The organism is Bacteroides sp. 1_1_30 (genome assembly GCF_020982715.1).
In the GTDB taxonomy this organism is placed as follows: Bacteria; Bacteroidota; Bacteroidia; order Bacteroidales; family Bacteroidaceae; genus Bacteroides; species Bacteroides xylanisolvens.
On sequence record NZ_JAJKHN010000030.1, the window covers coordinates 13,569 to 38,302 of the forward strand.

17 protein-coding genes are annotated in these 24,734 nt (G+C 43.1%); all 17 read left to right on the top strand.

The annotated features are described in order from the left end of the window. The first annotated feature begins 193 nt into the window (after positions 1-193). The 17 genes from LPH68_RS10745 to LPH68_RS10825 all read left to right on the top strand — a co-directional run bounded on the left by LPH68_RS10745 (position 194) and on the right by LPH68_RS10825 (position 24,423). The gene (locus LPH68_RS10745; protein ID WP_141408809.1) at positions 194-3,031 is read left to right on the top strand and encodes a TonB-dependent receptor; all 2,838 of its coding nucleotides are present in this window, start codon (positions 194-196) and stop codon (positions 3,029-3,031) included. A 4-nt stretch (positions 3,032-3,035) separates the two neighbouring features. Continuing rightward, positions 3,036-4,268 (top strand): DUF4876 domain-containing protein, encoded by a 1,233-nt coding sequence (locus LPH68_RS10750; protein WP_008642975.1) that lies wholly within the window; start codon positions 3,036-3,038, stop codon positions 4,266-4,268. After that, positions 4,261-5,772 carry a DUF6850 family outer membrane beta-barrel protein gene (locus tag LPH68_RS10755; RefSeq protein ID WP_230296928.1) on the top strand — a complete coding sequence of 504 codons (1,512 nt, stop codon included), beginning with the start codon at positions 4,261-4,263 and terminating at the stop codon, positions 5,770-5,772. The genes LPH68_RS10750 and LPH68_RS10755 overlap by 8 nt, the downstream gene beginning before the upstream one ends. Positions 5,773-5,828: 56 nt before the next feature. Next, a complete protein-coding gene (locus LPH68_RS10760) occupies positions 5,829-7,451 on the top strand; it encodes a fimbrillin family protein (protein ID WP_118407379.1) in 1,623 nt (540 codons plus the stop codon). A gap of 115 nt (positions 7,452-7,566) precedes the next feature. Beyond that, positions 7,567-8,154, top strand: a complete 588-nt coding sequence (locus LPH68_RS10765) for a hypothetical protein (RefSeq protein ID WP_008642972.1) — start codon at positions 7,567-7,569, stop codon at positions 8,152-8,154. Continuing rightward, the gene (locus tag LPH68_RS10770; RefSeq protein ID WP_118407380.1) at positions 8,141-8,707 is read left to right on the top strand and encodes a PepSY-associated TM helix domain-containing protein; all 567 of its coding nucleotides are present in this window, start codon (positions 8,141-8,143) and stop codon (positions 8,705-8,707) included. The genes LPH68_RS10765 and LPH68_RS10770 overlap by 14 nt, the downstream gene beginning before the upstream one ends. A gap of 23 nt (positions 8,708-8,730) precedes the next feature. Further along, positions 8,731-9,618 (top strand): ABC transporter ATP-binding protein, encoded by an 888-nt coding sequence (locus tag LPH68_RS10775; protein WP_118407381.1) that lies wholly within the window; start codon positions 8,731-8,733, stop codon positions 9,616-9,618. Positions 9,619-9,688: 70 nt separating this feature from the next. Further along, a complete protein-coding gene (locus LPH68_RS10780; RefSeq protein WP_015532263.1) occupies positions 9,689-10,357 on the top strand; it encodes a hypothetical protein in 669 nt (222 codons plus the stop codon). 41 nt (positions 10,358-10,398) lie between these two features. After that, positions 10,399-11,433, top strand: coding sequence for a DUF4857 domain-containing protein (locus tag LPH68_RS10785; RefSeq protein WP_087317051.1), 1,035 nt, complete (start codon positions 10,399-10,401; stop codon positions 11,431-11,433). Positions 11,434-11,692: 259 nt separating this feature from the next. Then, the gene (locus LPH68_RS10790) at positions 11,693-12,967 is read left to right on the top strand and encodes a hypothetical protein (RefSeq protein WP_087317054.1); all 1,275 of its coding nucleotides are present in this window, start codon (positions 11,693-11,695) and stop codon (positions 12,965-12,967) included. A 92-nt stretch (positions 12,968-13,059) separates the two neighbouring features. Then, complete coding sequence (locus LPH68_RS10795; protein WP_118407382.1) at positions 13,060-14,553, top strand: sodium:solute symporter; 1,494 nt, start codon at positions 13,060-13,062, stop codon at positions 14,551-14,553. Continuing rightward, a complete protein-coding gene (locus tag LPH68_RS10800) occupies positions 14,553-17,018 on the top strand; it encodes a DUF4922 domain-containing protein (protein WP_151923101.1) in 2,466 nt (821 codons plus the stop codon). The genes LPH68_RS10795 and LPH68_RS10800 overlap by 1 nt, the downstream gene beginning before the upstream one ends. Next, on the top strand, positions 17,015-18,373 hold the full coding sequence (locus LPH68_RS10805) for a SpoIID/LytB domain-containing protein (RefSeq protein WP_151923100.1): 1,359 nt from the start codon (positions 17,015-17,017) through the stop codon (positions 18,371-18,373). The genes LPH68_RS10800 and LPH68_RS10805 overlap by 4 nt, the downstream gene beginning before the upstream one ends. A 14-nt stretch (positions 18,374-18,387) precedes the next feature. Beyond that, positions 18,388-19,671 (top strand): MFS transporter, encoded by a 1,284-nt coding sequence (locus LPH68_RS10810; protein WP_022199305.1) that lies wholly within the window; start codon positions 18,388-18,390, stop codon positions 19,669-19,671. Positions 19,672-19,684: 13 nt separating this feature from the next. Beyond that, entirely contained in the window at positions 19,685-20,521 is an 837-nt protein-coding gene (locus tag LPH68_RS10815) for an ATPase (RefSeq protein WP_151923099.1), read from the top strand. A gap of 40 nt (positions 20,522-20,561) precedes the next feature. After that, the gene (gene murQ, locus LPH68_RS10820; protein ID WP_008642957.1) at positions 20,562-21,377 is read left to right on the top strand and encodes an N-acetylmuramic acid 6-phosphate etherase; all 816 of its coding nucleotides are present in this window, start codon (positions 20,562-20,564) and stop codon (positions 21,375-21,377) included. Between the two features lie 508 nt (positions 21,378-21,885). Beyond that, a complete protein-coding gene (locus LPH68_RS10825; RefSeq protein WP_087317135.1) occupies positions 21,886-24,423 on the top strand; it encodes a glycosyl hydrolase 115 family protein in 2,538 nt (845 codons plus the stop codon). Positions 24,424-24,734 lie beyond the last annotated feature (311 nt).

The following is a 24,734-nucleotide window of genomic DNA, read 5'->3' on the forward strand; positions in this document are numbered from 1 at the left end:
AATCAACCGGCTTGCAATGTGATAGTGATCGCAATGCAAGCCGTTTTTTTATTTTCTAAATTACCTATTAAAGAAAAGGTACCTATTATTAGGTAAAATATCCCCAGTTGCAGGTATTAAGATTTGTGAAAATAGCTATTTATAGTGATTGATATAAACTTGGTTTTTATCGAATTTTGCACAAAACTTATCTATGAAATATTGTCTTTTTAACATAGCATTCTGGGGGCTGCTATTTTTCAATTTATTTGAGGCCGCAGCTAATTCAAACATCTATACAATCTCGGGACGTGTGACCGAGCCCAAAACGAATTCCCCCTTGCCCGGTGCTTCCATTCTCATTAAAGGCACCTATTTATGGGCTGTATCCAATCAGAAAGGCGAATTCACGATACAAGGAGTGCAGGAGGGAAAATATAATCTGGAAGTTTCTTTTCTGGGTTATGTACCGGCAACAATTCCGGTAAATGTGCACAGTAATATCAAAAACCTACATATAGAACTCAAAGAAAACACGCTTGCACTGGATGATGTAGTCGTTACTGCACAAGCGCCCAAGAATGAGTTAAACACTACGCTCACCATCGGTAATAATGCGCTGGAACATTTGCAGGTATCCAACGTGAGCGATATCTCCGCTCTTCTTCCGGGAGGAAAGACAAAAGTGCCGGATCTTACCACTAATAATATCTTCTCATTACGCGACGGAGGGTCGACAGCCGGTAATGCAGCCTTTGGGACAGCCGTTGAAGTGGATGGGGTACGTATTGGCAATAATGGCTCATTTGGAAATATGAACGGAGTGGATACCCGTAATATCACCGTGGCGGATATTGAATCGGTTGAAGTCATCACCGGAGTACCTTCGGCTGAATATGGGGACTTGAATAGCGGAATGGTCAAGATTCACACCCGAAAAGGGAAAACACCCTGGAACATATTATTGTCCATCAATCCCCGCACCGAACAGGTTTCCTTCTCCAAAGGATTGGATTTAGGAAACGACAAAGGCGTTATCAATATAAACGGAGAATGGACAAAGGCTACCCAAAAGTTGGTATCTCCCTATTCGTCTTATACGAGAAGGGGATTCTCTGCCGGATATAGCAACACTTTCAGCAAAGTGTTCAGATTCGATATCGGTGTTACAGGTAATATCGGAGGAATGAATACCAAAGATGACCCGGATGCCTATTCGGGAGAATACAACAAAGTGAGGGATAACGTATTCCGGGCAAACACTTCACTGGCCTGGCTGCTCAACAAATCGTGGATTACCAACCTCAAGTTCGACGCATCGGTATATTACAATGACAACAATTCCCATGCACATACTTTCTATTCGTATGCATCGGAACAGCCGGCTGTTCATGCCACGCAAGAAGGATATTTTATGGCAAACAAACTGCCATATACCTACTTCGCAGATCAGATCATCGACTCCAAAGAACTGGATTATGCCGCATCGTTAAAATATGAATGGAACAGACGATTCAAGACTGTAAACAGTAACCTGAAAGCGGGTGTTCAGTGGAAAGCAACAGGGAATGTGGGTGAAGGAGAATATTACAAAGACCCTTCACTGGCTCCGAACGGTTATCGCCCCCGCCCTTACACCGCTTATCCATATATGCATAACGTTTCGCTTTATGCAGAAGAGAGTCTGTCGTTACCAGTGGGAAACACGATGCTTAGACTGATGGCGGGAGTGCGTTGGGAACATTTGTTTATCAAGGGAACGAACTATAAAAACCTGAATACTCTTTCACCGCGTTTCAATGCCAGATGGCAGTTGAACGAACATATCGCTATCCGTGGCGGTTGGGGAATCACTGAAAAGCTTCCCTCTTTCTATACCTTGTACCCCAAACAGGAATACCGGGACATACAGACATTCGGTTTTTCCTATAATAACAATGAATCATCTTATATCTATTACAGCCAGCCCTACACATTACTGCACAATGAAAATCTACGCTGGCAACGGAATCAGAATTCGGAATTGGGCATTGACGTCCATATAGCCCGGACCAGGATTTCGCTAGTCGGTTATTTCAACCGTACCAAGTTACCGTATAAATACACGAGTTCCTATAACCCGTTCTCTTACGATGTTCTCCAATTACCAGAGGGATTCACTATGCCGGCCAATCCGCAAATCAATGTGGATAATCAGACAGGAATGGTGTACATACGTGACAATGCATCGAGCTACTGGACTCCTATGGACGTAAAGGTGACCGACCAGACTTTTGTCAAGTCAACCTCTCCCGATAATGGAATGGACGTCATTCGCCGCGGAGCGGAAATGATTGTTGATTTCCCGGAAATAACTCCTATCCGTACGCAATTCCGGTTAGATGCCTCCTATGCTTATACTAAATATATCGACAATTCTTTGTCTTATTATTATCAGAACGGATGGTCGCACACCAGTCTTGCCAACCGCTCCTACCAATATGTAGGTATCTATGCCAATGGCGACAACTTATCGACGACTGCCAACGGTAAACGTACCCACTCATTGGATGCCAATATCACAGCCATCACCCGTATTCCGAAAGCCAGACTGATTATTTCATGCAGACTGGAGGCTTCGCTTGTGAAGCGTTCGCAGAATATCTCCGAATATAAGGGAAAAGAATACGCGTTCAACGTAAGTGAAAGCAGCAATGCCCAAACGGGTGGAAGCATTTATAACGGTGACTCTTATACGGCTATCTGGCCGGTGGCATATCTCGACCTGAACAATGAGATGCATCCTTTCACGTCAGCCGAAGCCGAGAATCCGGAATTCTCTTATCTGATACGCAAATCGGGCAATGCCTACACATTTGCAGCGGATGGATATGATCCTTATTTCTCCGCCAATATCAACATAACCAAAGAGATTGGCGACCATGTGTCTCTTTCTCTCAACGCTATCAATTTCACCAATTCACGGCCGTATGTAAAATCTCATGCAACCGGTGTGAGCGCGCTCTTTACCCCGGATTTCTATTATGGACTTACTTGCCGTATTAAATTTTAAAGATATGAAGCAGTCTATCTACATATTATTACTAACAGTGACCGGGATCTTTGCAGGATGCACGGATCTTGATAAAGAGAATCCGTACGACGATCAGTTGCACAGCCTGCAAGTGACTGCCGTATACCCGGATGGATACTCGGAATATCTCCGGGAAGGAGTGACCGTAAAGATTGAAGATGTCGATCGTGGAAATTCTTACAAGGCTAAAACCGACAAGAACGGAGTGGCGCAATTCTCTCTGACTAAAGGTATATATCGCGTGCAGGTCAGCGACAAGGACGGACAGGATATTTTCAACGGACTGGCCGATAATGTGAAACTGACCAGCGGAAACATGGCGTTCAACCTCCCGCTCATCCATTCCAGAGCCGGGGCTATTATTATTAAGGAGATTTATTGCGGAGGATGTACAAAGTTGCCGCTGGAGGGAAACTACCAGTCCGACAAATATATAATCCTGCATAATAACGATTCGGAAGTGCAATATCTCGATAGTTTATGTTTCGGAGCGCTTGATCCTTACAATTCCCAAGCTACCAATGTCTGGGTAACGCAGGATGAAATAACCGGAGCAACCATCTTCCGGGATTTTGCTCCCATCGTTCAGTGCATCTGGCAGTTTGGCGGTACCGGCAAGACTTTCCCGCTTCAACCGGGAGAAGATGCAGTGATTGCCATCAATGGGGCAGTTGACCATGCAGCGCAATACCCGCAATCTGTCAATCTGAACAAACCGGGATACTTTGTCTGCTACAATAACGTTTATTTTCCGAATACACAGTATCATCCGGCTCCGGGGGATCAAATCACACCGGATCATTATCTGAACGTGGTATTGAAAACCGGACAGGCGAATGCTTACTCGTTCTCTATCTTTTCTCCTGCTACGGTTATCTTTAAAGCTAAGGATACCACGATACAGGACTTTGTTCTAAAAGAGGGAAGTGTGATACAAAAACCGGGAAGTACCACCGACCGGGTGATAGCAGTTCCGCTCGACTGGGTGATTGATGGAGCGGAAGTGTACTACGGTGGTTCCTCCAACAACAAGAAACGTATATCTCCTTCCATCGACGCAGGATATGTCACTCAAAGTGCGACATACAACGGACGCAGCTTATATCGACATGTGGACGAAGAAGCTACGCAGGAAGCAGGTTATGAAGTATTGATGGACACCAACAACTCTTCTACCGATTTTTATGAAAGAGAAAAACAATCTTTGCATGAGTGAGATGAAAAAAATATATATAACAGGTCTTTGGTTACTATGTATAGTGTACGGTGTTTCGGCACAGACTTACGACATTATAGAACGGCGTAATTCCTGGAATACCGGAAAAAATGTTACAGGTATCAGGATGGATAGCATCTCTTCTTCCTATGCCGAACTGTATGGTAAGAATAACCATGGTGATTTCCACCACTCTTACGAAGCGGAGAAATCATGGAATGCCGGAGCAATAGCCAAGTCTATCACTCATCTGAAAGGGTATTCGCTGACTGGTTCTTTCTCATTCGATCATACTTCCGGTAAGGACATGAGTGGTTCCATGTTTATCCAGCCGGGATTTTATCCGGTAGACATTCTAGAGTTCACTCCCGGACGCAAAGACCTGCAACGATACGCTTTTATGGGCGGTATTGCATCAGATATTGCACCTAACTGGCGATTGGGAGGAAAGATTGACTTTGCCGCCTCCAACTATTCCAAACGGAAAGACTTGCGACATACCAATTACCGGCTGGATTTGAAAGTAGCCCCCAGTGTGATGTATCACTCGGGCGATCTAGCCATCGGTTTTTCTTATATGTTCAGCAAAAACAGCGAATCGGTCAAGGCGGAAGTAATCGGGACTACCGAAAACTCCTACAACGCCTTCTTGGACAAAGGACTGATGTATGGAGCTTATGAAGCATGGGACGGCAGCGGGATTCATCTAAGCGAATCGGGAATCAACGGCTTTCCGATCAAAGAACTGTCTAACGGGGGAGCACTGCAACTTCAATGGAAGAGATTTTATGGAGATATCGAATATACCTATTCTTCGGGGTCTGCCGGTGAAAGAGATGCTATCTGGTTCAAATTCCCCACTCACCGGATTGCCTCTCATTTGAGTTATCATTTCAAACAGGGAAAGAAAGAGCATTTTCTACGATTGAACCTGCAATGGTCACATTTGGTCAACAACGAGAATGTGATTAATAAGGAGACTGTTAACGGAATAACGACGACTTATATCAACGGCTCCAACCGCATTTTCGAAAGAGATGCTTTCTCGGTCCATCCCGAATATGAATTTATAAGTCCTCGTACAGAAGTTCGTTTGGGAACACATATTTCAACTTTCAAACGACTGACTACCCAGATGTATCCGTATGTAGCGTCGGAAAAGATGCTTTGTACGCAGACTTATGTATCCAGCGTGTTTCATATAGGGAAATTTGACTTAAAGGCAGCCGCTTCCTTTGCCATAGGAAACTCTACCGAGAAAAACAGAGTCGTTGCAACAGATACGGAGCCGGGTGATCCACCTTATCGTCTGACAGATTATTATAATCTGCAGAATGAATATGCTACCGCTCCACAAGCAACGCTTCGTCTCGGTTTACGCTATCATTTCAACCATGGGATCTATGCTGAAGTACAGGGAAGTTATACACGCGGTTTCAACCTTCACTATATAGATGGTTCGAGCCGTTGGAATGAGACTATCAAGTTAGGATATACTTTTTGAGGACCGGGATATGCTTTTTGAAAACAATGAATATATATAAACTAAATTATTAAGCAATGAAAAAGAGTTTAACATTTATCTTTGCAGCAGCACTTTTGGTATCTTGCCAGCAGGAAGAGAACGAAACGCTGACACCTGCCAACAGTCGTATTACTATCTCGCCTGTTATCACACGCGCTACCGAAGTTAACTTTGAGACCGGAGATAAAATTGGCGTTACAATCATCCAAAACGATGACTTCGTATATGCGGAAAATAAACAGATGACATTCAATGACGGAGTATTTGCAGGTGACTTGCTTTGGTATCCGGAAGGAAATGACAAATCGCAGATAGTAGCATACTATCCTTATAGAGAAGGTAATACTCCTACTTCTTTTTCTGTAGAAGCCGATCAGACCACCGGATATGGGGCATCAGACCTTATGGCAGCAAGCAATAAAGATGTACTTCCTACTGTAAATACTATAACAATGAACTTTAAGCATCTGCTTACCAAACTGGTCATTAATGTAACAAAGGAAGTAGAAGCCAACATAACATCCATTGCATTGAAAGGCTCTATCCCGACTGCAACTCTTGATCTGGCTGCCCTTACAGTTACTGCTGACGCGAATGTCGCAGCTACAAACATTACGGCACAGGTTGTTGAAGCGAACAAAACTTACCGCGCCCTCATCGTTCCCCAAACGGTAGCTTTGACGCTCGAAGTAGCAACTTCTGATGGCAAGACCTTGTCGCAGAAACTCACATCTACTACTTTAGCGCAAGGAGGACAATACAGCGTAAACATCCGTGTATTGCCTGACGATATAGAGGTTAAACTTATCGGTGACATCGAAAACTGGACAGATGAAGGTGAAATCGGAGCAGACAATGAGATTCCTTTCGAAGAACATCTCGATGAGAACTATTTCTTATACGATAATGTAAAATATAACACGGTAACTTTGGCAAACGGTACTACGTGGATGGCTGAACCGCTTATCTATCTTCCGAAAGGATATACTCCTTCTACCGATCCTACTGCTGATAGCCATGTTTGGTACCCGTATGAAATCAAAGCTGACGGTGCAACCGTAGCCACAACAGAGGAAAGTGCTATCAAAGAATTAGGTTATCTATATGATTTCCAAGTTGCACTGGGCGGTAAGGAAATTACTGAAAGTAATCTGAACTCTTTTGAAGGAGCGCAAGGTATTTGTCCGAAAGGTTGGCACATACCAACACGTCTGGAATACTTTAATCTGGTAGGAAAAACAACGAATGATGTCGACGGCAAGGTACCGGCTGATGGTGATAAAGCTCTTTTCTATGATGCAGTTTATGACGGCGCCAAAATATCATCACTGAATAATGCAGGATTCAATTACCAATTCTCCGGCGTTCGTATGGCAACAAGCCTTACAGGTGCCGGCAGCTATCAAAAAACGGCAATAGCAGAAGATGCCAATATTCAAACTGCATGGCACGGAAAACCGGCAATGAATTATCTTATGACTTCGACTGCCTTCAAGCCCGTATACAATAGCACCAGCGGACTACTTACCAATATACAGTTCTTTGGATTAATGAGTACAATCAATGCAAAGTATTCGGAAGGCAGATTATCATTATCTTATGTCAGCATTAAAGCCGGTATGCAACTCCGTTGCGTAAGGGATCAAGCTGCCAACTAAAGGAGTAGTATTTGTTTCAAGCATGGTTGAAACTCCCCGCCCGTAAGGCGAACTATTAAAAGCTATAAACAAACGAAAAACAGATTACAAACTATATAAAAACGAAGCAATAACAATGAAAACAAAAAAGCTAACAATCGCAATTGCCCTTATGGCAATGACTTTTATCGGAACTTCATGTGGTAACAAACAACAGAAAAGCGCATCAGAAGCGACTACAGAACAGTCTGCATCTTCCGCTTTGGAAATTGATTCTCTCCTTGCCAATGCCGAAAACCTTGCAGGACAAGAAGTAACCATTGAAGGCGTTTGCACACATACCTGCAAACATGGTGCAAAGAAAATCTTCCTGATGGGCAGTGACGATACCCAAGTGATCCGTGTAGAAGCCGGGACATTGGGAGCCTTCGATCCTAAATGTGTGAACTCTATCGTCCGTGTTACCGGAACATTGAAAGAACAACGCATCGACGAAGCCTACCTCCAAAACTGGGAAGCACAACTCAAAGCACAAGCTGCCGAAAAACACGGAACCGGTGAAGCCGGATGCGATTCTGAAAAGAAAGCACGCGGCGAAACAGCCAACAGTCCCGAAGCCCGCATCGCAGACTTCCGCGCAAAAATAGCCGACCGCAAAGCAGAAACAGGAAAAGAGTATTTATCTTTCTATTTTATGGAAGCCAACTCGTATGAAGTGGAGTAGTACTGTTCGTAAATGGAGCCGGCTCATACACCGTGACCTGTCATTTTTCTTTTCCGGAATGGTATTGATATATGCCATTTCCGGAATTGTAATGAATCACCGTGACACGATTAATCCGAACTTCTCCATCACACGGAAAGAATATAAAATAGCGGAAAAGCTACCGGACAAAGCAGGAATGAGTAAAGAGAAAGTACTTACTCTACTGGAACCTTTGGGAGAAACCGGCAACTATACCAAATTTTACTTCCCGAAAACGGACGTAATGAAAGTCTTCCTGAAAGGCGGTTCCAACCTCCTGGTAAACGTGAAGACAGGAGACGCGGTATATGAATCCGTCACCCGTCGCCCGCTTATCGGAGCGATGTCCCGTTTACATTACAATCCGGGACAATGGTGGACTTACTTCGCGGATATTTTCGCTATCGCCCTTATTATCATTACTCTCTCCGGCATTATCATGCTGAAAGGGAACAAGGGCATTATCGGCAGAGGAGGAATAGAACTAATAGTCGGAATCTTGATTCCCATTCTTTTCCTTTTCTTCTTTTGAATCGAAATAACAGATAAAATCAAATGGAACAAATTATCGAATGTAACAACCTGACGCACTACTACGGTAAACGGTTGATTTACGAAAACCTTAGTTTCACAGTGCCCAAAGGACGTATCCTGGGACTATTGGGAAAGAACGGTACGGGCAAAACCACCACTATCAATATCTTGAGCGGTTACCTGAAACCCCGTTCGGGAGAATGTCGCATCTTCGGACAGGAGATACAGACCATGGCACCGGCTCTGCGCCGCAATATCGGACTGCTCATCGAAGGTCATGTGCAATACCAATTCATGACCATCACCGAAATAGAAAAATTCTACGCAGCCTTCTACCCCGGCCAGTGGAAAAAAGAAGCGTACTACGAACTGATGAATAAATTGAAAGTAGCTACCGGACAGCGCATCTCACGTATGTCCTGCGGACAGCGCTCTCAAGTAGCTCTCGGACTGATTCTCGCACAAAACCCGGAACTTCTGGTACTGGACGACTTCTCGCTCGGACTCGATCCCGGCTACCGCCGCCTGTTTGTGGACTATCTCCGCGACTATGCCCGTTCGGAAGGTAAAACCGTCTTTCTGACCTCGCATATCATTCAGGATATGGAACGTCTCGTTGACGACTGCATTATTATGGACTACGGAAAGATACTGATTCAGAAACCAATCACCGAATTACTGGAAAAAGGACGCCGCTACACCTTCACCATTCCCGAAGGTTACGAGCTTCCTGCATCGGATGATTTCTACCATCCTTCCATCATGCGGAACCAGCTGGAGACTTTCTCCTTCCTGCAACCGGCAGAAACAGAAGCCAAACTGAAATCAATGTCAGTGCCCTACACAGACTTGCACTGTGAGCAAGTCAATTTGGAAGATGCCTTTATCGGCCTCACCGGGAAATACTGATTAAATTAAGAATAAGAGTTGGCAACTCGTAACCCATAAATCATCATTCATAAATCATAAATCCTCAAGAATGTACGCTATATTTTATAAAGAATGGATAAAGACACGGTGGTATTTTCTGCTTGCCGTGCTCGCCACACTTGGTTTTACAGGCTACTGTATGCTCCGCATTAACCGGGTGGTAGAAATGAAAGGGGCTGCCCATGTATGGGAAGTCATGCTGCAACGGGATGTCATCTTCATTGATATGTTGCAATATATACCTCTGATTGCCGGAATCCTGATGGCAATCGTGCAGTTTGTCCCCGAGATGCAACGCAAATGTCTGAAACTGACTCTCCATCTACCTTATCCGGAACTGAAAATGACGGGCAATATGTTACTCTCCGGACTCATACTGCTTCTTGTCTGCTTCGCTTCCAATTTCCTGTTGATGGAGATCTATCTGAACGGAATCCTTGCCCATGAGCTCAAAAACCACATACTGCTTACCGCTTTAACGTGGTATCTCGCCGGCATCTCCGGCTATCTGCTCGTCGCATGGATTTGCCTCGAACCGGCATGGAAACGCCGTATCCTGAATCTCATTATCGCAGTATTGTTACTCCGAATCTTCTTCCTGTCGCCTACGCCGGAAGCATACAACAAGTTTCTCCCTTATTTAGTGGTCTATACTTTGTTGACAGCCTCTTTCTCGTGGCTCTCTATCGTACGGTTCAAGGCCGGAAAACAGGATTAACCAATAAAAAAATTAAAGATTTAAAATTAAAAGATTGAGAAATGAGACGTTTCAGTACCATACTATTATATGTAACCATCGCTTTTCTGCTTCTTTGGCAGCTGCCCTGGTGTTACAATTTCTTTGTCGTAAAGCCGGAAAAGACTCCCTTTACCCTGTATAGTTTCGTAATTGGCGATTTCGCCCAGATGGGACAAGAAGAAGGGAAAGGAACCGTGCGCCGCGACCTTGCAGGAAACATTTATTCGGAAGCTGCTTTCGACAGCATCCTGCCTATGTTTTATTTCCGTCAGTTGATGTCTGATGAGCGTTTTCCGGATACCATTCAAGGAATCGCAATGACTCCTAAAATGGTGCAGACAGAAAACTTCAACTTCCGCAGTGTGCCTTCGGATATAAACGCACCTTCTATCGGGCTTTACCCACTGATGGAATCTATGTCAGGACGTGTGGACCTGAAAATGCCGGATGACGTATTCCGTATCACCTCCAAAGGGATCGAATTTATCGACATGGCTACCAACAGCGTGAAGGAAGACAAAAGCCTTCAGTTTACCGAAGCTATGACTAAGAAGGATTTTCGTTTTCCGGCAACGGAAATCGTAGGAAATCCGACGGTGAAAAAGGAGTATGACGAAGGTTATCTTCTGTTGGATGCCGACCGTCGTCTGTTTCATCTGAAACAGGTGAAAGGACGCCCGTATGTCCGTGCCATCACCTTGCCTGAAGGCCTGACATTAGAACATCTGTATCTGACCGAGTTCAGAAATAAAAAGACGCTTGCTTTTATGACCGATGCCAACAACGCTTTCTATGTGTTGCAGAACCGGACGTATGAAATCGTAAAAACAGGAATCCCAGCATTTGATCCGGAAACGGATGCGCTCACCATCATCGGTAATATGTTCGACTGGACAGTCCGTGTGACAACTCCGGCTTCAGATAACTATTACGCATTGGACGCCAACGATTATTCGTTGATAAAGAAGTTGGAGAACGAATCGAACGTTCATTCCATGCCAGGTATTACGTTCACATCTTACACAGATAAATATGTAATGCCACGCTTCGAATAATGTTTCAATAATTGAATGTAACATGGGTGAGGGGTTATCAAAAGTCAATAAATTAAATGTGACTTTTGATAACCCCTCACTGTTTCCTTTCCACGCATTTAGAGAAAACAAAAGGATTTACAATTATTTCTTCAATAAGTATGTTTTTTCCCAGCAAAAGGTTTACCTTTGCCGACTCATCAACTATTTAAACCGCAATTGCTTCTGCATTATACTCAAACAAATACGGTAAAACGAAATAACTCAAACTAAAAACCGTATGAAAGTTTACCAAGCATTTGCTTTCCTAAGTATCTTCATCATATTGTTCTATAATTGTTCGCTCCCTGCTGATGACGAAGAAAAGGGAGATTTAAAAGGAGGAGACACTATCACACCCGAACTTCCTTGGGAAGGAGAGATGGACAAATTCACCATCAATTCTAAAGAAGGAATCCATCTAAATGATCCACAGGAAGACGCCGGAACAGCATATATCACCATTCCTTCTACCTCTGTAAAAAACACCCGTTGGGAATTTGGAGTTCACCTCACCTTCAACCCCTCCGCCAACAATTATGCACGATTTTATCTGACTTCTTCCTCAAACATTCTTTCCGGTAATTTAAACGGCTATTACATTCAGATTGGAGGAGCAAAAGATAATGTAGCTCTTTATCGCCAAAACGGAAACCAATCTAAACTACTGGCTTCGGGAAGAGAACTAATGAAAGGAAACTCTTCACCGAAACTATACATAAAAGTAGAATGTGACAATAACGGTTACTGGACTTTTTGGACACGGCTTGAATCCGAGAATGAATACGTAAAAGAAAAACAGATAAAAGATACCGATATACAGACTTCCCGCTACTGCGGTATATACTGCATTTACACCAAAACCCGTTGTAAAGGATTCACGTTCCATCACATACAGTTGTCTAATGACGTAGAAACGAACACATCACCCGACGAAACACCCGATAACCCCGATACGGACCTTCCAGATAATCCGGACACTCCCGAACTACCGAGAGATGTGAGAGGTATGCTTCTTTTCAATGAAATAATGTATAACAATGCCACTGATGGTGCAGAATATGTAGAAATCTATAATCCAACTGAACAGGCAGTCATTTTACCCGCACTTTATCTATATAAAATGCATGAAGACGGGACAATATACAATACTACTATCCTTCAAAATGAGAGTCCTTCTACTCCCCTAGCCATTCCTTCCAAAACTTATCTTTGTTTCACGAAATACTTCAACAGAGTTGTTCAGAAACATAAAGTTGGTGGAGAAAATATAATAATTATACCGAACTTCCCGGCACTGAACAATAATGGTGGGTATCTGGCACTTTCGAGTAGTAAAGAGACTGCACCAGGACATACTTTTGACACTTGTTGTTTTAGAGATGAAATGCACACCATTGACAAAATAACCGGCATTTCGCTTGAAAAGAAATCTCCGGAGTTGTCCTCGCTCAATAAAAACTGGCGTTCGTCCAAACACGCGACCGGAGGCACACCGGGAATAAAAAATAGGTAAGAGTATACATATCTATGATAAATTCCCTACTTTTGTAGACAAAGATAAACTAATTCGGATCATTCATCCTCAAACGAATTTAAATAGCAGATATGAGTCCAGCCGTTATATCTATCACTATTGTGGCATACTTTATAATCCTGTTCACTATCTCTTATATAGCAGGACGCAAAGCTGACAATGAAGGGTTCTTCGTAGGAAACCGTAAATCGGCATGGTATGTTGTTGCTTTTGCCATGATTGGTTCCACCATTTCGGGAGTTACTTTTGTATCTGTTCCGGGCATGGTACAAGCCAGTAGTTTCTCTTATCTGCAAATGGTACTCGGCTTTATAGTCGGACAGTTTATTATCGCCTTTGTGCTTGTTCCACTGTTCTATCGGATGAATCTGGTTTCTATCTATGAATATTTGGAGAACAGATTCGGAGCTTCATCCTATAAAACAGGAGCATGGTTCTTCTTTATCTCAAAGATGCTGGGAGCTGCCGTTCGACTATTTCTGGTATGCCTGACGCTGCAACTGCTGATCTTCGAGCCTTTCCATCTTCCTTTCCTGTTGAATGTCATGCTTACCGTATTTATCGTATGGCTCTATACTTTCCGGGGCGGAGTGAAATCATTGATTTGGACGGATGTATTGAAAACATTCTGCCTGGTAGTCTCTGTGGTACTATGTATCTATTATATAGCCTCCAACTTGCACCTCAACTTTAGCGGCCTGGTTACTACCATATCAGATAGTGACTTTTCCAAGACATTCTTTTTTGACGACGTGAACGACAAACGCTATTTCTTCAAACAGTTCCTGGCAGGAGTGTTCACTGTCATTGCCATGAACGGGCTCGACCAGGATATGATGCAACGCAATCTTAGTTGCAAGAATTTCCGGGATTCTCAAAAGAATATGATTACAAGCGGTATCTCACAATTCTTTGTCATTCTGCTTTTTCTGATGCTGGGAGTACTATTATATACGTTTACAGCACAACAAGGCATTGGGAATCCGGAAAAAAGCGACGAGTTGTTTCCGATGATTGCTACCGGAAATTATTTTCCCGGCATAGTCGGAATATTATTCATTATCGGACTGATAGCCTCCGCCTATTCTGCAGCGGGTTCTGCCTTGACGGCACTGACCACTTCCTTTACTGTAGATATTTTACATGCACAGAAAAAAGGAGAGGCGGCACTTAGCCAAATACGCAAACATGTACATATCGGTATGGCAGTTGTGATGGGAGCAGTCATTTTCGTATTCAATCTGCTGAACAACACCAGTGTGATTGATGCGATTTACACATTGGCCAGTTATACGTATGGCCCTATCTTAGGACTGTTCGCTTTCGGCATCTTCACCAAGAAACAAGTTTATGATAAATATATTCCGTTGGTAGCTATCGCTTCTCCTATTCTTTGCTATATCCTGCAAAGAAATTCGGAAGCATGGCTCAACGGTTACCAAATTAGTTACGAGTTGTTGATAATCAATGCCCTGTTCACATTCCTTGGACTTTGTTTGTTCATCAAAAAACAAGACAAAGAAACATCTTACACAACTCATACTACAAAACAAGAAGTAAAATAATGAAAACAACAATCAACTGTTTTCTTCCTTTCAGCCGGTTGGAAGAAACTATGCAAACAGTTAAGGAGTTACGTGCATCGACGCTGGTAGACAAAATTTATTTATTAGCATCGCCAATTACCAATGTCTGTATTCCCGGATGCGAACTCATCTCTGTAGAGAAAATGCAGTCTACACAAGCGATGCGAGCTATTGCAGAACATTCTGATAAAACATATACCTTGCTCTATACCAAACACACTGCACTAAAAATAGGCATGTTCGCTCTTGAAAGAATGGTTCAAGTAATGGAAATGACCCAAGCTGCTATGGTATATGCAGACCATTACCAACAGATAGACGGTGTGCAAAAAACAGCTCCGGTCATTGATTACCAACCCGGTAGCCTGCGTGACGACTTCAATTTCGGCTCGGTTCTACTGTTCAATGCCAACGCATTCAAGGAAGTTATAGAAAATACAGAAGAGGAATATCAATATGCAGGTTTGTATGATTTGAGACTCAAAATATCCCAAAAGAGCAAACTGGTACACATCAACGAATATTTATATACCGAAGTAGAAAGTGACAAGCGGAAAAGCGGTGAGAAGCAGTTCGATTATGTAGACCCTAAAAACCGTCAGGTACAGATTGAAATGGAACAGGCATGCACCAACCATTTGAAGGAAATTGGCGGATATCTTTATCCTATCTTCCGTCCCGTAGACTTTTCTTCCCACACTTTTGAATATGAAGCTTCTGTCATTATACCCGTACGCAACCGTATTCGCACAGTCAAAGATGCCGTACGCTCGGCACTGAACCAGCAAACGACCTTTCCGTTCAATGTCATTGTCATCGACAATCATTCGACAGACGGAACCAGTGAAGTTCTCCGTGAACTTAGTTCGGACAAGCGACTGATTCACGTCATTCCCGAAAGAGATGACCTCGGTATAGGCGGATGTTGGAACATAGGTATCCATCACGAGAAATGCGGAAAGTTTGCCGTCCAACTTGATAGCGATGACGTGTATAAAGACGAACATAGCCTGCAAATCATCATTGATACTTTCTATACACAGAAATGTGCAATGGTAATCGGCACTTATATGATGACTAACTTTGATATGCAGGAAATTGCCCCCGGCATCATCGATCATAAGGAATGGACGCCCGACAACGGACGAAATAATGCATTACGTATCAACGGTCTGGGAGCTCCCCGTGCATTCTACACGCCCATTCTTCGGGAAATCAAAGTCCCGAACACAAGCTATGGAGAAGATTATGCCCTTGGATTGAAAATTTCACACGATTATCAGATAGGCAGAATATACGACGTGATTTACCTTTGTCGCCGTTGGGAAGGCAACTCGGATGCTGCACTGCCTGTTGAGAAAATCAACCAGAATAATCTATATAAAGACCGGCTTCGTACGTGGGAATTGGAACAGCGCATCCTGCAACAAAAAACGACATTAGAGGAAATTCAGCAAAGTATCGAACAGTTATTCCAAAAGCAAACTCTTTCTTGGGAACTAGCCAAAGAAAATTACCAAGCACTGGAACAGTATCGGTCACGAACAAAAAAAATATCCAAGTGGTTTGGTAACAATTGTTTAAGTGCGAAACTATTCTTTAATCCGAAACGTATTCTTTCGGCTACCGCACAGACAGATACTGCCTCCATTCACTCACGGCCTTGCTTCCTCTGCCAAACAAACCGACCGCAGGAACAAGAGTTCATCAGTTACAGGAATTATCAGATACTGGTTAATCCCTATCCCATATTTAAACACCACTTTACAATTGTAGATAAGGAACACAAGTCACAATCCATAGCCGGGCGTTTTAAAGATATGATAGAACTCACCGACATTATGGAAGAATACTTCCTTTTGTATAATGGACCGGAATCTGGAGCTTCCGCTCCCGATCATGCCCATTTTCAAGCTTGCAGTAAAGAGGAAAGAATGCAAGGACCATATTGCGATCACATAGATTTAATAGATAACGACAAGGTGCAAATTAGTTATGAAGATTTCCCGTACAGTTTCATCAGGATTCAGGCGAAAAACAAGACAACAATGTCGAAAACCTTTCATCTGATTTACGACATTTTAGCTGCCAATAATAACGGAAAAGAACCAATGATGAATATTCTTGCCTGGTATGGTTTGGAACGCACCAAAGAGGATTTTGGAAAGAACTATGACGATGAATTTGAGTCAGTGGCCGAACACCCTTACAATTGTATTATCTTCTTACGCAGCAAACATCGTCCTGACTGCTATTACGCAAAAGGGGACGAACAAATTATCATCAGTCCTGCTATTGCTGAAATGAACGGCATATTCCCTATAGTACGTGAAGAGGATATGGAGAAACTGACTCCTGAAAAGGTATATGAGATCTATCGGGAAATATCTATATCCAAAGAAAAACTGCAAAAAATATTAGAACGTATTAAGGCTGTATTATGACTCAACCTCAAATAACAGTTGGTATCCTTTCCGGGAAAGAGATTGAATTCTCTTTCCCGGTGAAATTTAGTTCTTCTGTCGGAACGGAAATTTCCGGGACACAGAAAGTTATTTATCAGGATGGGAAGATTCATTGGCAAGGGAAAGAGTACGACGAATTATCCTTCATTCCTCCACAAAATGCACATGCTTTCTTTGAACTGAAAGATGTGACCATCGGAATCAACTTCCATTGGGAACGCAAAGAAGTCCAGAAATTCAAAGGGGAATTAAAGATTATCATCGAAGGAGAACAACTAACCGCCATCAATGTGATTTCCATTGAAGAATATCTTACCAGTGTAATTTCATCAGAGATGAGCGCAACAGCTTCTTTAGAACTACTAAAGGCTCACGCCGTCATCTCCCGAAGCTGGCTACTCGAAAAAAATAAAGAATTAAGAATGAAAAATGAAGAATTTAAAAGAACTTTGCAAAAAGACAGCGCAGCCAATTCTTCATTCTTCATTCCTAATTCTTCATTTATTAAGTGGTATGACCATGAAGCACATAGAAATTTCGATGTATGTGCCGATGATCATTGCCAGCGTTATCAGGGAATTACACGAGCCTCAACACCACAAGCCATCGAAGCAGTCTCCGCCACGCGGGGGGAAGTGCTGATGTATAAAGGAGCGATTTGTGATGCCCGTTTCTCTAAATGTTGTGGCGGAGCTTTTGAAGAGTTCCAAAATTGTTGGGAAAACATAAAGCATCCTTATCTAATCAGACAACGGGATAGCAAGACTGAAAAACAACTTCCCGATTTGACCATAGAGGCGGAAGCTGATAAATGGATACGTACCTCACCTGTTGCTTTTTGTAATACGCAGGATAAGAAAATTCTAAGCCAAGTACTAAACAACTACGATCAGGAAACAGCAGACTTCTATCGTTGGAAAGTCAGTTATTCGCAGCAGGAGCTTTCAGAACTGATTCATCAACGTTCAGGGATTGATTTCGGACAAATCATTGATTTAATTCCTGTAGAACGGGGAACATCCGGACGTCTTGTCCGATTGAAAATTGTAGGAACCTTGCGAACGCTTATTATCGGGAAAGAACTGGAAATACGCCGTACCTTATCTACTTCCCATCTGTATAGTTCCGCCTTCGTAGTAGACAAGGAATATGAGGAAAAAGGACATAAAGAGGATAAAATCCCTTCACGATTCATCCTTACCGGAGCCGGATGGGGGCATGGAGTAGGACTTTGCCAGATTGGTGCTGCCGTAATGGGAGAGCAAGGTTACAAATATGAAGAAATACTGTCTCACTATTACCCCGGCAGTACACTCGAAAAACAATATCAATAAAAAAGAATAATACCATGACAACACCCACTACAAAAAGAAATCCCTGGAGCTGGATACCCACCCTCTACTTCGCAGAAGGGCTGCCATACGTAGCGGTAATGACGATTGCTGTTATCATGTACAAGCGTTTGGGATTATCCAATACGGAAATAGCCTTATATACTTCCTGGCTCTATCTTCCCTGGACTATCAAACCGCTATGGAGTCCTTTCGTCGACCTGGTGAAAACGAAACGCGCCTGGATTATTGCCATGCAAGGTTTCATCGCTGCCGGATTTGCGGGGATAGCCTTCTTTATTCCGACTGCCCATTATGTACAGTTGACTCTTGCTTTTTTCTGGCTGCTGGCGTTCAGTTCCGCTACGCATGACATCGCAGCAGACGGTTTCTATATGCTCGGGCTCAATAATAAAGAACAATCTTTCTTTGTCGGTATTCGAAATACGTTTTACCGGCTTGCCAATATTTTCGGGCAGGGAATTCTAGTCATGCTGGCAGGATGGCTGGAAACATCACAGAACAATATTCCCTTGGCATGGAGTATTACATTCTACCTCCTTGCCGGATTATTTCTGGCTCTTACTATCTATCATCGACTTATCCTCCCCCATCCTGATTCGGACATTAAACGTCCCGGACTCACACCGGGTAAGTTGTTGGGGGATTTTCTCCTGACCTTTGTCACATTCTTTCAGAAAAAGAACCTCGGTCTCATGTTCTTTTTCCTCCTCACCTATCGGTTGGGAGAATCACAGTTAGCCAAAATAGCTTCTCCTTTCCTGCTCGACACGACCGATAAAGGTGGACTGGGTTTATCCACAGCAACTGTCGGAATGATCTACGGTACCATAGGTGTCATAGCTTTATTGCTCGGTGGAATCATTAGTGGTTTCCTCGTTTCCCGTGACGGATTCAAGAAATGGATATTACCCATGGCATTAGCCATCAACATTCCCGATCTATTATATGTATGGATGGCTGCCGCCACCCCGGACAATCCTATATTTATAGCCATTTGTGTAGCGATCGAACAGTTGGGGTATGGTTTCGGCTTTACCGCTTATATGCTATATCTGATTTATATAGCGGAAGGTGAACACAAAACGGCGCACTATGCTATCGGAACCGGATTTATGGCACTGGGCATGATGATTCCCGGTATGCCTGCCGGATGGATACAGGAACATCTCGGATACACAAACTTCTTTATCTGGGTTTGTATTTGTACCCTGCCCGGTATCGTCGCCTCATTAATGATTCGCAACCGACTGGAGGATTCTTTCGGAAAGAAACAATAAAAAACTCAAAGATATGATACTCATTGCAGATAGTGGTTCTACCAAAACCGACTGGTGCATCGTTTTCAACGGCACCCCAATCAAACGAATTGGAACGAAAGGGATTAATCCCTTCTTCCAATCAGAAGAAGAAATTCAACAAGAGCTGACACATTCCCTCCTGCCACAACTACCGGAAGGAACAATCAACTCCGTCTTTTTTTATGGTGCAGGATGCACTCCCGAAAAGGCTCCCGTCCTCCGGCGGGCTATTGCCGACAGCCTGCCCGTCATCGGGAACATCAAAGCCAACTCGGATATGCTTGCCGCTGCCCGCGGACTATGCGGACATGAAGCTGGGATTGCCTGCATCCTCGGCACAGGTTCCAATTCCTGTTTCTACAACGGTGAAGAGATTGTCAACAACATCTCCCCTCTTGGATTCATTCTGGGAGATGAAGGAAGCGGCGCAGTCTTAGGAAAACTATTGGTAGGCGATGTACTGAAAAACCAGCTTCCACCCGCCATCAAAGAAGCTTTCTTAAAACATTTCGACCTGACGGCTCCCGAAATCATCGACCGCGTTTACCGCCAACCCTTTCCGAACCGTTTTCTGGCTAGTCTCTCCCCTTTCCTTGCACAGCATCTGGAAGAACCGGCTATCCGTTCACTAGTGCTCAACAGCTTTATCGCTTTTCTCCGCAGAAACGTGATGCAATATGATTATAAGCAATATCCGGTACATTTTATTGGTTCCGTAGCTCACTGTTACAAGGAGGTTTTGCAGGAGGCTGCGCAAACAACAGGTATTCAGATCGGTAAGATTCTTCAAAGTCCGATGGAAGGACTGATTCAATACCATCAACAATAATTCTTTTACCTATTGTAATTTATAACCAGTAATTATAAAAATGCAGATAACCGAACAACCGTCACTTTACGATCATCTGGAAAAGAAATCTGTGCGAGAGATATTAGAAGATATCAACCAGGAAGATCAGAAAGTAGCATTAGCCGTACAAAAGGCTATTCCACAAATTGAAGAGCTTGTCAATCAGATTGTGCCCCGCATGAAACAAGGCGGACGCATCTTTTATATGGGGGCCGGTACAAGCGGTCGCCTGGGAGTATTGGATGCTTCCGAAATTCCTCCTACTTTCGGTATGTCTCCCAACTGGATTATCGGACTGATTGCAGGAGGCGATACAGCCCTGCGCAATCCGGTAGAAGGAGCCGAAGATGATGAAAATCGCGGCTGGGAAGAACTCGTCGAACACCAGATCAACGAAAAAGACACCGTTATCGGCATTGCCGCTTCCGGCACTACCCCGTACGTAATCGGTGCTTTGCGGGAAGCCCGTAAACACGGTGTCCTGACAGGTTGTATCACCAGTAATCCCGATTCTCCAATGGCAGCAGAAGCGGATGTAGCCATCGAAATGATTGTAGGGCCGGAATATGTGACAGGCAGTTCCCGGATGAAATCGGGTACCGGACAGAAAATGATTCTGAATATGATTAGCACCTCTGTCATGATTCAACTCGGACGGGTGAAAGGAAATAAGATGGTAAACATGCAGCTTAGTAATCATAAACTGGTAGAAAGAGGCACCAGGATGATTATGGAGGAACTAGGATTAAATCATGACCATGCACAAAAATTGTTACTGTTACACGGTTCGGTTAAGAATGCAATTGACGCTTACCGATATTCTCAAGATCATTAAAATCTCTACTTACTCTTGTTTAACCAACTTATATTATACGCATCACATACCAATCTTATTAATACGGAATATGACACATTAACCATCATTATTCATCCGACAGCCTCATAGATACAATACAAAAAGATTTTGAAACAAAATCAAAAACATTTATTGAACAAAGCAGTTTGTTCACACTTCTTCATTTTATCTCCGAAGAAAAAACTTCAAGAAAAAGTAGATTGGTATCAACAGTATAAATAATTGAAACATACCCAAAGCCCGTTCTTATCAATACCAACTATCTTTGCATCGTGTCACAGTACAGACAAAAAATAAACCATTTTTGGAATTTAAGACACAAAGAAAATAATTTCATTAAATATAGTATTTATGAAGAAGGATATTTGCATCATTTTGAGCCTGCTGTTATATACTTTTCAATTACCAATTATCTGCAAAGTAGAATATCCGATTACAGTGAAACGTAAGATCAATGATTAACAACAAATTATTAAATATTGAAACCATGAAAAGATTATTTCTATTCTTCTACCTCTCTGTTGTGAGTATAGCGGCATTTGCCGCTGAACAATTTGTAATATTCACACCGGCCGGTAATCATTTTCCGTTGATTGCCAACGGAGTTCCTTGTCCGATATATGTAGATTCTTCCGAAGACAAAGGGGTAATGATAGCTGTCGGCAATCTTCAACAAGATATACTGCAAGTATGCGGAACGAAGCCTGTGCTCTTAACAAACGTAAGTTCGAAACACTGTGTCATTGTAGGTACCTATAGTACTCCTTTTGTAAAAAAACTGATAGCTGCAAACAAAATAGATAAAAAAGAGCTGGAAGGGAAAAACGAGAAATATATCCTGCAAGTTGTCACTAATCCCTGTGAAGGAGTAGATGAAGCAGTGGTTATCATCGGCAGCGACAGACGCGGTACGATCTATGGTATCTATGAACTTTCCGAACAAATAGGGGTATCTCCCTGGTATTGGTGGGCAGACGTCCCTATCCGAAAGCAACAGAATGTATATGTAAAGCCGGGACAGTATACAGACGGAGAACCTGCGGTGACCTACCGCGGCATCTTCCTCAATGATGAAGCGCCCTGTCTGACCGGTTGGGTAAAACAGACCTACGGCACAAACTATGGTGACCACCGTTTTTATACACAAGTTTGCGAATTGATACTACGCCTGAAAGGTAATTTCCTTTGGCCCGCCATGTGGAGCTGGGCTTTCTATGCTGACGACCCGCAGAATAGTAAGACTGCTGATGAAATGGGAATCATCATCGGCACGTCCCACCACGAACCGATGGCACGCAACCATCAAGAATGGTCACGCAAGCGCAAAGAATATGGAGCATGGGATTATGCGACCAATCAAAAAGTGATCGATCAGTTTTTCCGTGAAGGCATCGAACGGATGCAGGGCACAGAAGATATCGTAACCATCGGTATGCGCGGAGACGGTGACGCAGCCATGAGCGAAAACACCAACGTGAAACTGCTGGAAAATGTAGTCAAAAATCAACGCAAGATTATTGAAGAAGTCACCAAACGTCCTGCCAAAGAAACCCCGCAAGTCTGGGCACTATACAAAGAAGTACTGGATTACTATGATAAAGGTATGCGTGTGCCCGATGATGTTATCATGCTATTATGTGATGACAATTGGGGCAATGTATGCCGTCTGCCAAATGCCAAGGAACGTAAGCATCCGGGCGGTTGGGGCATGTATTACCATGTAGACTACGTAGGTGCTCCGAGAAACTCCAAATGGCTGAACGTAACCCCTATACAAAATATGTGGGAGCAACTTCAACTCACATACGATTACGGAGTAGAAAAGCTGTGGATACTGAATGTAGGCGATTTGAAACCAATGGAATATCCGATCACGCTTTTCATGGATATGGCATGGAATCCCAAGCAATTCAACGTCTCTAACTTGCTGGATCATCCCCGTCGTTTCTGCGCACAGCAGTTTGGCGAAGATCAAGCGGATGAAGCTATGCGAATCTTAAACCTGTACAGCAAATATAACGGTCGCGTAACGGGAGAAATGCTCGACCGGAATACTTATAACCTGGAGACCGGCGAATGGAAACAAGTATCTGATGAATATCTGAAACTGGAAGCGGAAGCTTTGAGACAATACATATCATTGAAACCAGAATATAAAGATGCCTACAAGCAATTAATCCTCTTCCCTGTTCAAGCCATGGCAAACCTGTACGAGATGTATTATGCACAAGCCATGAACCATAAATTGTACAAAGAAAACAATCCGCAAGCTAACGAATGGGCAGATAAAGTGGAACAGGCTTTTGCACGGGATAAAGCGTTGAGTGACGATTATAACAACGTTATGTCCGGCGGCAAATGGAAGAACATGATGATTCAGAAACATATCGGTTATACCTCATGGAATGATAATTTCCCCGCTGATACACTACCACAAACCTACCGAATCGAAAATCCGGAAAAGGCTGTCGGTGGATACGTCTTCACCGGGAAAGACGGATATGTAGCTATGGAGGCCGAACACTATTACAGCACTAAAGCAGCACCAAGTACGGAATGGACAGTGATCCCCTACATGGGACGAACCCTTAGCGGCATGGCTCTGATGCCTTATACCCAGCCGACCGACGGAGCTTCTATCTCCTACAAAATAAAATTGCCTAAAGGAGTCGACAAAGTGACTGTTCACGTGATAGTGAAATCGACTCTTGCTTTCCACGACCGGAAAGGGCATGAGTACAGTATCGGATTCGAAGGGGCGAAGGAACAGACTATCAATTTCAATCAGAATTTGAATGAACTTCCCGAAAATGTGTATAGCATATACTATCCGACAGTTGCAAGACGTATCGTCGAGAAAAAGGTCAAACTGAATGTGCCGAATACATCAGACGGCATGCAGACACTAATTTTCAAACCTCTTGATCCGGGCATCGTACTGGAAAAGTTGGTTGTAGACTACGGAGGCTACAAGAAATCTTATCTGTTTATGAATGAATCGAAAAGCAAGAGAGATAATAGATAAAAAGATCAATGTAGAGACAAGTCAATTACTACACACTGATTATATTTACATATAAATTTTGCAGTTCTTATTGTCAGCCGTCATTCCTATTCATTAGATAAATGATTTTCAACCCATTAGATGCTGACAATAAGCCCTGACAATAGGCTGACAATAACATTTTATAAGTTTTATTGTCAGCCTATTATTTTATGATTTTGCTCTCCCATATCTCCTATCCAGCTTTACTTACTTTTCAAGAAAAGCCTCCATTAAACATCCGTCATACAACCGGCATACTTATATCATTCAATAACTATTGTTCGATCAGG

Bases quoted from the DNA above. Each gene is read 5' to 3' on its own strand.
- LPH68_RS10745 (WP_141408809.1), top strand. From the start codon at position 194: ATGAAATATTGTCTTTTTAACATAGCATTCTGGGGGCTGCTATTTTTC.
- LPH68_RS10750 (WP_008642975.1), top strand. From the start codon at position 3,036: ATGAAGCAGTCTATCTACATATTATTACTAACAGTGACCGGGATCTTT.
- LPH68_RS10755 (WP_230296928.1), top strand. From the start codon at position 4,261: ATGAGTGAGATGAAAAAAATATATATAACAGGTCTTTGGTTACTATGT.
- LPH68_RS10760 (WP_118407379.1), top strand. From the start codon at position 5,829: ATGAAAAAGAGTTTAACATTTATCTTTGCAGCAGCACTTTTGGTATCT.
- LPH68_RS10765 (WP_008642972.1), top strand. From the start codon at position 7,567: ATGAAAACAAAAAAGCTAACAATCGCAATTGCCCTTATGGCAATGACT.
- LPH68_RS10770 (WP_118407380.1), top strand. From the start codon at position 8,141: ATGAAGTGGAGTAGTACTGTTCGTAAATGGAGCCGGCTCATACACCGT.
- LPH68_RS10775 (WP_118407381.1), top strand. From the start codon at position 8,731: ATGGAACAAATTATCGAATGTAACAACCTGACGCACTACTACGGTAAA.
- LPH68_RS10780 (WP_015532263.1), top strand. From the start codon at position 9,689: ATGTACGCTATATTTTATAAAGAATGGATAAAGACACGGTGGTATTTT.
- LPH68_RS10785 (WP_087317051.1), top strand. From the start codon at position 10,399: ATGAGACGTTTCAGTACCATACTATTATATGTAACCATCGCTTTTCTG.
- LPH68_RS10790 (WP_087317054.1), top strand. From the start codon at position 11,693: ATGAAAGTTTACCAAGCATTTGCTTTCCTAAGTATCTTCATCATATTG.
- LPH68_RS10795 (WP_118407382.1), top strand. From the start codon at position 13,060: ATGAGTCCAGCCGTTATATCTATCACTATTGTGGCATACTTTATAATC.
- LPH68_RS10800 (WP_151923101.1), top strand. From the start codon at position 14,553: ATGAAAACAACAATCAACTGTTTTCTTCCTTTCAGCCGGTTGGAAGAA.
- LPH68_RS10805 (WP_151923100.1), top strand. From the start codon at position 17,015: ATGACTCAACCTCAAATAACAGTTGGTATCCTTTCCGGGAAAGAGATT.
- LPH68_RS10810 (WP_022199305.1), top strand. From the start codon at position 18,388: ATGACAACACCCACTACAAAAAGAAATCCCTGGAGCTGGATACCCACC.
- LPH68_RS10815 (WP_151923099.1), top strand. From the start codon at position 19,685: ATGATACTCATTGCAGATAGTGGTTCTACCAAAACCGACTGGTGCATC.
- murQ (WP_008642957.1), top strand. From the start codon at position 20,562: ATGCAGATAACCGAACAACCGTCACTTTACGATCATCTGGAAAAGAAA.
- LPH68_RS10825 (WP_087317135.1), top strand. From the start codon at position 21,886: ATGAAAAGATTATTTCTATTCTTCTACCTCTCTGTTGTGAGTATAGCG.